The organism is Pedobacter africanus (assembly GCF_040548825.1).
Classification (GTDB): Bacteria; Bacteroidota; Bacteroidia; order Sphingobacteriales; family Sphingobacteriaceae; genus Pedobacter; species Pedobacter africanus_A.
In genome coordinates, this window is the sequence record NZ_JBEPSL010000003.1 from 900,626 (window position 1) to 913,950 (window position 13,325).

Below are 13,325 nucleotides of genomic sequence, written 5' to 3' on the forward strand. Positions count from 1 at the left end.
AGAAATTAGGAAATGAAAAATTTAAACTTAATTATAGTTGCGCTTTTGACTTTTGCAGTATTTACTAGTTGTAAGAAATTTGTAAACGTAAGCCTACCTACTTCTCAGTTAACCGGAGAAAATGTTTTTCAAGATCAGGCAACCACCAACGCTGCAATGGTTGATATCTATTCAAAGCAACGCGAAACAGGCTTTCTGGCCAGGAGTGGGGCTACGGTAAATTTGGGGATGTATGCTGACGAACTTATTTATACACGTACGGATGTAGAACCCGGGATACCATACACCAACAACATTTTAGCAACAAATAACATTACTAGTCAGTTATGGAATGAGAGTTACCATCTAATTTATTGCGCCAATGCTGTCATAGAGGGTGTACAAAAATCAACTTTATTGTCGGTAGCAAATAAAAATCAGTTTATTGGGGAGGCTACCTTTATCAGGGCACTCAATCACTTTTATCTTTCGAATGTATATGGGGATATACCCTATATTTCGTCTACCGATTATGATATGAATAAAAGTGTTAGGAGATTGCCTGTGGAAGAGGTTTATAATGCGATAATAGCAGACTTGAAGCAAGCTACAGAGCTATTACCAGAGACCTACATCAGTGTCGAAAGGGCTCGTCCTAACCGTGCCACAGCTTGGGCATTGCTTGCTAGGGTCTATTTGTACATAGGCGATTGGCAAGATGCTGTGATTGCTTCGGAAAAGGTAATCAACAACAAGATCTATTTATGGGAGAATAATTTAGAGAATGTATTTTTAAAAGAAAGCACTGCAACAATTTGGCAGTTTGCACCTAAATTGGTGGGTAACAATACTAATGAAGGCGCTACTTTTGTTACGCTAAATGGTTCCATTCCGGGGTATGCATTGAGTCCGATCCTGGTAAATAGCTTTGAACCCGATGACCGTAGGAAGTTATATTGGGTGGGCATGGTAACTAATGGTGCTGATCGATGGTATTTTCCCTATAAATATAAACAGCGTTTAAATACCGGAACAAGTAAAGAATACTCAGTAGTTTTTAGGTTAGCAGAACAATATCTCATTCGTTCGGAGGCTCGAGCACGCTTAGGTCAATTAACTGAGGCTAAAGACGATTTGAATAAGATTAGAAATACAGCAGGACTATCGAATACAAATGCAAGTACTGCAGATGAAATTATTGCTGCTGTATTAAAAGAAAGGAAATTTGAGCTTTTCACCGAACATGGCCATCGATTCTTTGACCTGAAACGTTTAGGCAAACTCGATGAAACGCTATCGCTTGTAAAGCCTGGATGGGAAACTAATGACAAGTTGTGGCCTATCCCTGACAAAGAAATCCTTGCAAATTCAAATCTTGCTCCGCAAAATCCTGGCTACTGAGCAACATCATTGACTGAAATCCATGAAGTTATTTGATAAAAATAAAAAATGAAAAAGCATATAAAACTTGTGTACAGATTTTTTGCTGTATTCATACTTGGATTAGTAGCCGGTCCCGCTTCGGGCCAGGATCTGATCCAAAAAAAACTCACTACAAATGATTATAAATTATGGAGCAAGCTTGCCACTGATAAAATCTCGGATAAAGCAGGATGGATAAGTTATGCACTTAGATATGAATCACATTTGGATACCCTTTTTGTAAAAAGCACGCTTACAGGTCAGCAGTATGCCTTTGCCGGATCATTGGAGGGCAAATTCGCATCAGAAGAGCTATTTGCCTGTATTGACAATAAACAAAATCTCCATCTTGTTAATCTCAGCAAAGGAAATGTAGATTCTATTTCTGGGGTTAAAGAATACGACTTGTCATCAGATGGCTCTTTTCTCGTTACTTTAGAATCCAAACCAAATAAATCTAAGATCCTTGCCATTCGTGATAAAAACGGAAAAATGCTGCAGAGGATAGAAAATGCCAATGATTTCAAAATGAATAATGCGGGAAATGCCGTTCTATATTCTTTAGGACAAAACGGTTATTATGAGGCTGGCCTTATCAAATTGAAACAGCATATCGTCAAAAGGAAAATACTTGATAACTCCACCGCAGAAATTAAAAGTATGACCTGGTCAAAGGACGGAAATACATCCGCTTTTTATACAGAAAATAGTACTAGTATCTGTTTATATTGTTACGACTGCCGCTCTCAAAGACTTTCGTCTTTAAAGGAGCTTCCGAGGGCTACCTTTAATAACAAAATAATAACAAACGACAGCAGCATACCTCTTAAAATAGCTGACGATAACAGTGCTGTATTTTTTGCTTATAAAAATGCTGTCCACAGCATTCTCCAGAATCCTGTAGTAGAAATATGGAAAAATGATGATAAATACATATACCCTAATTCAGTACTGGCAAAGTCCTACAATAAACCCTTATTGGCGGTCTGGTATCCTAAAAGTCATCTGGCTCGTCCGCTGAGCTGCGAAAAATATTCGTGGGTTGCATTATCCGGCAATCAAAAATATGCTGTGGTTGCAGACATGCTCCAGTATGAGCCCCAGTACGATAATTTTGCGCCATTAGACTATTACATTATGGAAGTGTCAAACGGATATAAAGAACTCATGATAAGCAATCAGTCGGGCCACACCCAATATATGCACTTCTCTCCAAACGGCAGTTACATTTGTTACTATAAAAACGACATCTGGCATCTTTATGATATCAAAAAAAAGACACACAGCAGTCTTACGACCAAAACTCCCTTTTCTTGGAATAGTTTGGAAGATCCAGTTAACAGAAATAAAATTTCATTCGAATTTTATGGCTGGTCGTCCGACGGCAAATCAATTTTATTCTATGATAAGTACGATATCTGGCAATTTTTTACCGATGGAAAGCAGCCTGTGAGACTCACTGACGGAAAAGAAAAATTAATCAGATATAGGTTCGCTGCTGTACGGCAGAACAAAAGGAGATCTAACTATTCCACCACAAACAGCCTTACTATTAATTTGAAAGAAAAAAACATATTGGAAGCTTATGACAGTAAGCAAGGATCCTCCGGCTGTTTTATCCTGAATCCTGAGAAAGGTTTGCAATCTTTAGTATTTGCTGATGCCAAAATTTCTAACATTCGAAAGGCAGCAAAGCGTGATTCATACTGTTTTGAATCTGAAAAATTTGACAAATCACCTTCTCTTCTTTTAAAATCCGAAAATGGAATAGAAATAAAAACTATAATCCAAACGAATGTACAGCAGAAAAAATTTTACTGGGGGCATTCTGAGATGATCAATTTCGAAAATACGCAGAAAGATACCCTTAGCGCGGCCCTATTTTATCCTGCCAATTACAATCCGCAGGTTAAATATCCTTTAGTTGTTTACATCTATGAGAAGCTTTCCCATAAACTGCATAATTATGTAACTCCAAGCATCCACAGCACACAAGGCTTTAATATTACTCATCTTACTGGAAATGGCTATTTTGTACTTATGCCTGATATTTATTATGAAAGAGGTAATACTGGAATATCTGCTACGCAATGCGTTGAAAGTGCAGTCAAACAAATAATTGGTAAAGGAGTTATAGATTCTTCTAGAGTAGGAATTATGGGTCATTCCTTCGGCGGCTACGAGGTCAATTGTATAATTACCAACAGCAATATGTTTGCCGCCGCTGTGAGTGGTGCTGGAGTATCGGATAATATTCGTGGTTATCTTACAGTCAATAGCGAGTTTAATAATGCAGAAATCTGGAGATTTGAAAATCAGCAGTACAGAATGGGACGATCACTTTATGAAGGTAAAGATTCCTATTTAAGAAATTCACCTGTATTTAATGCAGATAAAGTAAACACGCCGATTCTTATTTGGACTGGCAAAAATGATAATAATGTTAAACCCGAACAGTCTACAGCTTTTTTTCTCGCTCTGAGAAGGCTCAATAAAAAAAGCATCATGCTGCAGTATCCTAATGAAGCCCATACATTACTTTCCAAAAACACTCAGGAGGATCTAAACGATAAGGCAATGGATTGGTTTGATTATTACTTAAAAAGAGATAAACCCGCAGATTGGATTACTGAAACCAATTAATTTATTCTCAAAACTCGAATGAGTCAATACTCAAAAATTAATGTAAAAAGCAATATTAACACAATGTCCATGGGCATTGCGTTAATATTGCTTTGCCTTTTAATGCTATAATAACGTTTTTAGCATAAAATATCGGGTTGAAAAACAGCTTATTATGTAGTTACTGAATTTATTTATTTTAATGTTATGTAAATTAATGTACATTTGCGCCAGTTAAAATCGAATAGTAACTCATTATATCGAAGCTAACTTTTTCAAATCATGTAAGAAATGGTTTGAAAAATGAAGATACCAGTTCGGGGTGTAGCGTAGCCCGGTATCGCGCCACATTTGGGATGTGGAGGTCGTAGGTTCGAATCCTGCCACCCCGACACTATAGATGTCAAATTCTATCAAAAACCCTCTAAATGTCACAATTTAGAGGGTTTTTTCGTTTTAGTCATATCAAAGAAAAGCAAAGAATATCAAGGTTTTTATGCCCTATTCTACACCCTATTTTTTTCAGCTATAAATTGTCCTTCAAAAAAAAAGTAAAAACGACTACTTGAGTTTTTTGTTTTACCGCCTTTTTTAACCCTGTGTTTTGTTCCTCTAATTCTATAAAAACAGGAGAGGGCATAAGGGCATAAAAGGGCATAAATCATATTAAAATATGAAAAGCCCAAACACATTTAGTCTATCATTTTTCCTAAAAAAGGACAAAATGAAAGAAGGTAGAGCCCCATTATTTGTTCGGATTACTTTAAATAGTAAGTTTTCTGATATTTCAACCAAGAAAAGGGTTGATGTTTCTGCATGGAATCAAACTAAACAAACTCTTTCTGGCAATGGTAAGGAAGAAGCATTAGTTAGAGAGAAAATTCGGTTACTGATAAATGATATTATTAACGCGTATAACGACCTGAAATATGAAAATAAGCCATTGTCTTCTGAAACTATAAAAGCAAGGGTAGAAGGGTATGATAAGGAGCCATGTACTTTAAATTCTCTGTTGAGTCACCATAATATTGACCTAGCGTCATTAATTGAACCTGGGACTTTAAAGAATTATTTTTCTACCGAACGTTTTTTAAAGGAATTTTTGATAAAACAAAGAAAGGTGAAAGATATATACTTAGATAAGATTGACAATAAGTTTATTACCGATTTTGGTATATATATGCTCAACCGTGTGCCAGATAAGGGACAGAAGCCATGTGGAAATAATACATTAATGAAACACATGGAACGCTTTAAGAAGGTGTTTGGAGTTGCTATTAAAACCGGTTGACTATGAATGATCCTTTTCTTCATTTTGAGCGTAAAATAATAAACAAAGATCGTGACTGCCTTGAAATGGAAGAGTTGAACCGTATCAGGGCTATTGATGGATTAACAAATAGTCAACTAATAGTTCGCGATCTTTTTGTGTTTTGTTGTTTAACTGGGCTGGCATATTGTGATTTGGTAAGTCTTGCTAAAGAGCATCTGGTTAAAGATAGTGCTGGGGAGTATTGGATTGAGATGATCAGGCAGAAAAATAGAAACTTTACACAACGTAAATTTCATGTTTTATTGCTCCCTGAAGCTTTAGAGATTATTAAAAGATATAAAAACGATCAATTTGCAAAGGAAGAAGGAACGATTTTCCCAACCTTTTCAAATCAGATTGTAAACCGTTATCTTAAAATTATCGCTTACGTAGCTGATATCAATAAAACAGTCACCTTTCATTTGGCTAGGCACACTTTTGCTACAACGGTTACACTTGAAAATGGAGTGCCAATGGAAAGCGTTTCGCACATGCTTGGTCATGCAAGCATTCGAACCACTCAGATATATTCAAAAGTTAAAAGGAAAAAAGTGCTGAATGATATGGTTAGTTTGAGGCAAAAAATGACATTTGGAAAGTAATTTAAGGCGGTTATTAACGAGCCTTTTTCAATCCAGAAATTATTTTGTTCTTTTTGTAGATCGCAAGCCTAAGGTAACGTAGTCTTGATTCACTAAAGCTATTGTGAAAATGGTTATGGACTATTTTCATATCCTCAGTGAATTTTTTTAAGATTGATAATTTCACCTTCTTCTTCAATATTGATAACACCCAGTTTGAATAATAGGCATTCAAGGAAATAACGTAATGACGAAGGATGGGCTCAAAATCGAATAGCTTCTCTTTTTCATCCAAGAAATTTAACAGAGAAAGCAGTTCACTACATAGTTTATGTTCTCTTTTTGAAACTTTGGAGCTGTCTAATCGAATCCTATCATATATTTGGTTCCCTTTCTTATTTACAAATGTTGTAAATGCAGATTTGTCCATAGCTTGGTAAAACTTTGGTTCCTCGTCTCTTTTGTATTCGTTCCTGGTAACGAGCTTGAAAGTATCATTGTGAACTAAATAGTTTCTTAATTCCCTGAAAAATATGGTGTAAGTCTTATCATAAACGGCCTCGGAAAAATTATGTGAATGTTTTAGATGGTCTAGAAAATTTTGTCCTGAGGATATGACATTATGTATGTCCTTTACGACCCGTCGTTGCAAGCGCCATCTTTTATTAATATCTAGCTCCCCAAGTGGAATTGAATTTAGCTCTCTTATCGAATCACGGATGGTTTTGCTATTATCTAAGAAAATCAAATAGGATGATCTTCCCTGTTGAAATGTTTTCCATAAAGCCATACTTTCTGACTCATCAACTTGTTTTTTTACTTTGGTTACTTCTATTATTTTGTCGAATTTATCCATTTGTTCGGACGGGTTAGGGTTGCAGTGTAAGTGTCTTGCAGCATTCATTTGAGACGTTCTGTAGTCAATTTTATCGGCTGTCGACGAGATATTCGGAACTTTTTTAATCTTATTTACCTGATACTGATTTTTCAATAATCTCACTAATTTTTTGAAACAAGTTATCTTGTTCAGACTTATTAACTAATGAGGTTTTATACATCTTTATCTTATCATCATGGAAATTTATTAAGATTGTATTTTCAGCTCCAATTAATTTTAACCTTATTTGATTATCATTCCAGGACATGGTAAACCCTAAAGTTTCATTCATTAAAGCATCTATCTCAATCCAAATAGAATGTCTTAAATATGGAAGTCTTTCTGGTTGGATATTGATTTTAAACATAAATTTTAAATTAATTGAACTCTTTCAAAATGTAAATGGGATGATTAATACCTAAACTACAAAACTCCGTACGTTACAGTGATTTTGGAGTGTCGAAGCCTTCATATACAATATTTGGGTAAAAATCAGATAATTTAATGCCAGGTATAACTTCATCGTTTGGTATATTTTTTATTACCATATAATCAGACATTATTTGTTTCCATCGTTCAACTTCACCACTTGTTTTTTTATCTTCTAACTCCCAGATTCTACCTAATTGAGATATACTATTTAGAAAAATCAAGATCTGCTCATTTGTAGAGAACTGACCTCTAAGATGTTTGATATAACTGTATTGTTCTTCTGATGATAGCTCAGGATTGTCGTTGATAAATGAGATTGTATGAAAAATATGCCTAAAATAATGCCCAAGTCGGAATTGATGTCCACCGTAGTACTTGTCAAAGTTGTTTGGATAATATGGTTTAAATGGGATATATTTTGTGCCATCGGTTAACCACCCATTATAACAGTCAATATTATACTCTTCGCCATCATGAGCCTTAATTAATTGTTCATTGATCTCGGAAATGTTTTTTGCTTTTTGGTTAGAATTCCATTTTAGCCAATGAGTAGACTCACGATTTGGCTTTAATGCCCCAGTTTTCAGTATTTTGTCTATAAGAGATTTATTATACTTTTGGTCTACGATACTTTTTATTGTTATTTGGCCGTCCTTCCCAACGCCAAAAAACACAATCAAATATAATATATCGATTTTGGCATATTTGATTAATTCAATCTCCCTTGTTACTAAGGTCGCATTGTTTTTCAATTTTTGTAGATAGCGGGGATCGTATATGTCATCCTCAGTCAAATTAAGGAATAAATAACCCAGTTCATCATAGGCTGTTTTGAACTGATCCATTACAGCAACAAAGAAATGCCTGTTTTCATAGGTGATTCGCTCCAGCCGGGTAAAGTGTTCACCTTTAATTACTTCTATTTTTTCTTTTACGGTTGTGAATTTAATTTCATTTACATTGTCTCGATGTAATTTAATTAGTTCAAAGAACCTACCCTCAACTTTATCGTGATTGTAAGCATTGAGTTGTGTAACATTTGCTTCTGTTTGTTTTTTAAATGTTAAATATAGAAGAGCAAATCCAGACAATGAAAATAGAGTCCCAGCAATTCCACCTACAAAATCGCCAATTGTTCCATTAATTGCCCAATAATCTTTAACTGGGTCATTGGGCTCAGTTGCAGTTGGGGAAGTTTGCTCGCTTACTGTTTCTGTTTTAGGTATGTTTTGTTTTACATCTAATGGTTTTGGCTCATTGTTAAACTTTATGATAAATGAGATAAATCCTATTGCAATGAAAAGTAATGCAAGGCCTTTGATTGCTCCGTCAGGGTTGTTACTTATAAAATCGTCATCTTCTTTTGCGATTATAGGGCGTTTATCATTCATTATTAACAGTGTTTGGTTGGTTATTGTCCCGAAAATAGTGAAACTATACAATAGATTTATTTTTTATCACTTATTGTTGGGGACTACCTAACAAGTCACCAAGTTATTCATTCTCTTATTTCAAATTTTGCTCTATCGAACAAAATAAAACGTTTATGGCAGAATTTGATTTAATCACAAAAGAGGATCTGGAGAAGTTTAAAGTCGAACTTTTTGCAGAATTAAAAAGACCTAGCTACAAGCTGAATAAAAGGGAAGAACAAAAGGAGTGGCTTAAAAGTTATGAAGTTCGTTCTATCCTAAACATTTCCGCTGGGACACTGGCAACTTTTCGGAGAAATGGCACATTACGCTTTTCTAAAATAGGAGGGCTTCTTTACTATAAGCATGATGAGATAGTGAAATTACTGGAGGGAGCTTCATCATGAATAAGGCAAAAAAACAACAACTTTAAAGACAGCTGATTTCTTAGGAACATTTCAGCCAAAGCTCAAACGATCCAGAGCCAAACCCCGTACCCGGATTAAACGTCTGCTCAGACAAGCGCTGACTTTTCAAGACCAGGAAATTCTGGAAGAAATTCACAGAAAATTCTCCGTCTGACAACGCCATTCTTTACCGTAAATCAATTTCATTTTATAACCGATACCGAAGGTCACAGCACCCTTCGGGTGATCTGCTTTGAAGTCCTCGTGGACTTAGCAAAGATGTATTTTCGCATGCGAAAAGATCTTTGCTGTCCGTTCGGACAGAGGATCACTCGGAACTCGTGATCCTGAAGTCATTGATAAGTGTATCCTATGTCAAGGAAAAAAGTAAGAGATCAAGACAGCATATTAAGTCATACAATAGTTGTTCGGATTACAGCCGGACAATACAAAAATTATTTATCACAAGATAAATCTCTAAGGAACGGCCATAATAGCTTTGTCTTTGTGTACAATTAAAATGTTATCTTCATTCATGAATGAAAATATCAATGAAAAAGGTGACATTGGCGAGAAACTTGTGAATAAACTGGCCTTTGACACTTATCTTAAATTCTGGTGCTACCCCGGCCCTAAAGATGAAAAAGGATCAAAAAAGGAAATCTGTGATCTGCTTATTCTTTTCCGTGATACGGCTATAATTCTTTCCGTCAAAAATTACGCTTTCAAAGGAAATTACGAAAGGTATTTCAGGTCAACACTTGATAAAGCTGTAGCCCAAATATCTGGTGCGGAAAGGAAGTTGTTCGATGGCGGACAAGTGTATATTAATCATATAGATTTAGGGGAAGCATTGTTCGAGCCTATGAAGTATTCTGTAATTCATCGGGTAATCGTAAATCATAGCACTAGTCCTTTGTTCTATCCTGGTGGCAGGATGACCGGAAATGGAAAATACGTACATGTGTTTAATTGGGAGGCCTTTTTGGGAGCTGTTAATGAGTTAGATACCATCCCTGATTTTATTGCTTACCTCTCAGAAAGAGAGGTGATTTTTCTGGACAGAGATGTAACCCTTATGACGGGTGACCAACAGGATTGGACTCCTGAAGTGAGACAGTCATTTATAGATTACAATTCCAAACGTGAAATCGTAGGAAATAGATGCTTGTTAATTTCGGGAAATGAGCTTGATTTACTCGCTGATTATTATTGGAACGTTCGGAAATTCAACAAGGTATTTTATTTAAATGACTATAACGGAGGGGGTATCGATATTGATGGTAAATGGAATAGGTATTTAGAACAAAAGGAAGTACAAAACAAGAAGATGGCAGATACAGATAGCTATTTTATTGACGAATTTGTAAAGCATGAGGTTTTGTATTCAACTAAACCTTCCAATCTTGAATTAGCCGTTGAGCTGCTTTCCCTAAGCAGATTCGAAAGACGGATTTTAGGCTCTCAACTACTGGGATTTGCCAAGCAGTATAAAAATGCCAGTGGCTTATTTACTGCAAGGCGATACGGAAAGGTTAAAGATCTGCTTGTCACAATGGTATTGTATGTTGATGGTATGTCCCATAATGGCGTAATGGAACTGATTCGGATAGCTGCTGAGGGATATGTTTTTATGAATAATTATAGGGATAGAAAGGTAGTGGTTATCGGGTTCTCCAATAAATTGGATGGGTTTAGGTTTGGTTTGCTGAAGGACATTGAACCGTTTGGGCAGGATTATGAGCAAGGGCTTGTTTCCGATCTTAAAATGCTAAATTGGTTTACAGATGTTGAAGTATTTAAAGTTACGCACGAGGAATATCCTGAAAATTAGGGGTTTTATCTTTCGATGCCATTAATTAGTCCATTGATCTGTATGTCGCTCAGAGAGTATTTAGGTAAATATATAAGCTCATTAGTCCGCATCTGCTCAGGGGTAGCTATTATAGTTCCATGACCCTGCCCAAATTTTTGTATAACCAAATTTTTGAATTGGTGAGGAACTTCGCCAAAGTATACTGTACGGAAGAAAGAGGCATCTGCAATTAATCCGCCAAACTCCAACCAGCAATGTCCATCCCAGATACCATCTATTACACTACCTGCTTCAGGGCCCGGAAGTGGCTCTTTACATACAAATATTTTTTTATCCGTAAAATGAAGATCTCCGCAAATAACTGATACAGGGATGTTAGAGTGATCTTCAATAATTGCAGCCCATATCGCAGATATTTGCGTACAATTGAATGCTTTTGGTGGCATTTTTCTTAGCACTTCTTTAGCGGTGTCCTGAATAAAGGCTAGATCTTCTTTAGTTAAGCTATAGCTCAAAAACTTTTCAGCATTCTCAGCAGAGTAATTCTGTAACAATGCAGTCTTTAAAGCCGTTCTTCTTTCCATTTGCGTTGATTAATGCGTAAAGTTAAACAATTGATCAATACAAGCGCCCCCGTATAAAATACCGAGACGGTTAAGGGAATAAGTGACTCAGATATCTATCAGTTTCCTGGTTTAAAATTATAATGAAATCTTATTTAAATGTTATAATAATGTTATAATGTGGCTTAATTTTTGACATGAATTGGGTACGAATGTTGGATAGCAGTAGTTCTTGGATGTATGTCAGTGTTACTTTTTGGTTGCCCGGATGTGACTTTTTTTCAGTTCGCGATGGGAGTAGTAAGTGTAAACAATTTTTTAAAACAACTAAATGTAAACGATATGAAAAATAACATTTTAAGGTGGATCGGGGCAAATATGGGGATCAGAAGAAAGTTAATCTATTGACATTGAAAAGAACGAAATTATTATAAATGCCCCTGGGTTCGAGTCCCAAATCTCCACACAGCCAGAATGAAAATTCTGGCTTTTTCTATTTTTAAGTGTTAAAGTTTTTGCGAATAACTGCTCCAACAAGTTTTACATGTTCAGGTTTTATATCACCTTCCAGAATTACCCAATTGTCTTGTTCTTGACGTTGTAAAATATTGATTGAAAAAGGATCTTTAACCTCGAATTTAATTCGATTTGTTCCATTATCATTAAAAGGAATGGACGTAACGGTTACAGTGTATGTAATTCCGTCATTGGCTGTGAAAAATAGTTCTTTGGTCATTAATCTTGTTTTATGTCAATTCTGAAAATTGAAATTTTTGAAATTTCTTCTGGTTTAAAAGTTGTCTTTTCACCTGTTTTAGGATCGGTCATATAATTGTTTTTGTAATATTCTGGATTTACCTTGTAAATAATCTTACCGACTTCTCCAATTTTTTTTTGGGTGGAAGTAAAATCAATAAAGTCAGCATCGCAAGTTGCCGAGGTAGAAATTCCATCTGGTAGGAAGGGTGGGCAGTAGGTTATGCTAAGTTCCCCGGTATCATAAAGAGCTAGATCATTGGTGTAGTATGGAATAAATATTTCGTATACAAAATTTTCAAAGTACAGTTTGAAAAGATGCGTCGGTCTTGGTAAATTCCTGTCTTTCTTTTGAAATAAACAACATAATGGATTATCTATTCTATGATTAGTGGTATAACTGAAAACTTTAGCGAACTGTACATAAGCGATATCATTTGTATCATTTGAGATAAAATCAAACATCATGTTGTAACTGTAAATCTGGCTAGCTGGTATCAATGTTAATGCGATTTTTAATATCGATTTGTAAACATTTACAGGAATGTAAGAATTTTTTGTGTAAGTGATAGTGTTTATTCCAGTTTCTATATCTACTTGAAATCTGTTGTGATTGAGATTGGATATTGTTATTCCATTTTTATCACCATTTGTTTCGGCCATTCGGGCAATAATAGAATCTTGTGGGGATTTAAAAGTTGGAATAGTTGATTTGCCTGCTGCATAAAATGTTCTGACTAGACCAAGATAATCGGCTAGAGCATTCTCATAACGAGAAAATAGATTATTGCAGTCATCACATTCGTAATCTGAAACACCAAAATTACGCCCTAACAGTTGTGGAATTATGTGTGGGTCATGTTTAAATTCGACATCAGGGTATTGCTTTTTACAAAACCTGCAAGTTCGATCTTTTTGAGGAATTCTGCTTTGAATCGGTTTTTCAGGGGGTGTATAAACCCATAATTCCTCATACTGATTTAAGAAGTTATCGAGATCAGACTGGAGGTTATTATATGTTCTATAATTCATTTATAAACGCATTAATTCACAACTAAAGGTACAACATCATGTGTTTGTCTCCACTTTAAGTTTGTATATTTAAATGCAATTAACGTATTGTCTCCAACTGAACCCATAGTTAAC

General features: G+C 35.5%; 12 protein-coding genes and 1 tRNA gene. 7 read left to right on the plus strand and 6 right to left on the minus strand.

Translation table 11 applies throughout. The features are described 5' to 3' along the window. The first annotated feature begins 12 nt into the window (after positions 1 to 12). From ABIE26_RS19635 to ABIE26_RS19655, 5 genes are all read left to right on the plus strand, one after another. Positions 13 to 1,380, plus strand: coding sequence for a RagB/SusD family nutrient uptake outer membrane protein (locus ABIE26_RS19635; RefSeq protein WP_310145070.1), 1,368 nt, complete (start codon positions 13 to 15; stop codon positions 1,378 to 1,380). Between the two features lie 48 nt (positions 1,381 to 1,428). Next, positions 1,429 to 4,044, plus strand: a complete 2,616-nt coding sequence (locus ABIE26_RS19640) for a S9 family peptidase (RefSeq protein ID WP_310145071.1) — start codon at positions 1,429 to 1,431, stop codon at positions 4,042 to 4,044. A gap of 297 nt (positions 4,045 to 4,341) precedes the next feature. After that, positions 4,342 to 4,415, plus strand: a tRNA-Pro gene (locus ABIE26_RS19645). A 332-nt stretch (positions 4,416 to 4,747) separates the two neighbouring features. Beyond that, the gene (locus tag ABIE26_RS19650) at positions 4,748 to 5,314 is read left to right on the plus strand and encodes a phage integrase SAM-like domain and Arm DNA-binding domain-containing protein (protein ID WP_310145072.1); all 567 of its coding nucleotides are present in this window, start codon (positions 4,748 to 4,750) and stop codon (positions 5,312 to 5,314) included. Positions 5,315 to 5,316: 2 nt separating this feature from the next. Next, complete coding sequence (locus ABIE26_RS19655; RefSeq protein WP_310145073.1) at positions 5,317 to 5,937, plus strand: site-specific integrase; 621 nt, start codon at positions 5,317 to 5,319, stop codon at positions 5,935 to 5,937. Between the two features lie 13 nt (positions 5,938 to 5,950). Here the strand turns inward: ABIE26_RS19655 and ABIE26_RS19660 are convergent, their stop codons facing one another. From ABIE26_RS19660 to ABIE26_RS19670, 3 genes are all read right to left on the minus strand, one after another. Continuing rightward, positions 5,951 to 6,772 carry a hypothetical protein gene (locus tag ABIE26_RS19660; protein WP_310145074.1) on the minus strand — a complete coding sequence of 274 codons (822 nt, stop codon included), beginning with the start codon at positions 6,770 to 6,772 and terminating at the stop codon, positions 5,951 to 5,953. A 109-nt stretch (positions 6,773 to 6,881) separates the two neighbouring features. Continuing rightward, positions 6,882 to 7,160: a hypothetical protein gene (locus ABIE26_RS19665; protein WP_310145075.1), complete on the minus strand. Its 279-nt coding sequence runs from the start codon at positions 7,158 to 7,160 to the stop codon at positions 6,882 to 6,884. 73 nt (positions 7,161 to 7,233) lie between these two features. After that, a complete protein-coding gene (locus ABIE26_RS19670) occupies positions 7,234 to 8,616 on the minus strand; it encodes a putative phage abortive infection protein (RefSeq protein WP_310145077.1) in 1,383 nt (460 codons plus the stop codon). Between the two features lie 155 nt (positions 8,617 to 8,771). Between ABIE26_RS19670 and ABIE26_RS19675 the strand changes: the two genes are divergently transcribed. Continuing rightward, positions 8,772 to 9,044 (plus strand): helix-turn-helix domain-containing protein, encoded by a 273-nt coding sequence (locus ABIE26_RS19675; RefSeq protein ID WP_310145078.1) that lies wholly within the window; start codon positions 8,772 to 8,774, stop codon positions 9,042 to 9,044. A gap of 535 nt (positions 9,045 to 9,579) precedes the next feature. Then, the gene (locus tag ABIE26_RS19680; protein WP_310145080.1) at positions 9,580 to 10,878 is read left to right on the plus strand and encodes a hypothetical protein; all 1,299 of its coding nucleotides are present in this window, start codon (positions 9,580 to 9,582) and stop codon (positions 10,876 to 10,878) included. A 5-nt stretch (positions 10,879 to 10,883) separates the two neighbouring features. On the opposite strand, the gene ABIE26_RS19685 is transcribed toward ABIE26_RS19680, so the two are convergent. From ABIE26_RS19685 to ABIE26_RS19695, 3 genes are all read right to left on the minus strand, one after another. Continuing rightward, positions 10,884 to 11,444 (minus strand): hypothetical protein, encoded by a 561-nt coding sequence (locus tag ABIE26_RS19685; RefSeq protein ID WP_310145082.1) that lies wholly within the window; start codon positions 11,442 to 11,444, stop codon positions 10,884 to 10,886. Between the two features lie 478 nt (positions 11,445 to 11,922). After that, on the minus strand, positions 11,923 to 12,159 hold the full coding sequence (locus ABIE26_RS19690) for a hypothetical protein (protein WP_310145084.1): 237 nt from the start codon (positions 12,157 to 12,159) through the stop codon (positions 11,923 to 11,925). After that, positions 12,159 to 13,211 (minus strand): HNH endonuclease, encoded by a 1,053-nt coding sequence (locus ABIE26_RS19695; protein WP_310145085.1) that lies wholly within the window; start codon positions 13,209 to 13,211, stop codon positions 12,159 to 12,161. Before ABIE26_RS19695 ends, ABIE26_RS19690 begins: the two co-directional genes overlap by 1 nt. Between the last annotated feature and the right edge of the window lie 114 nt (positions 13,212 to 13,325).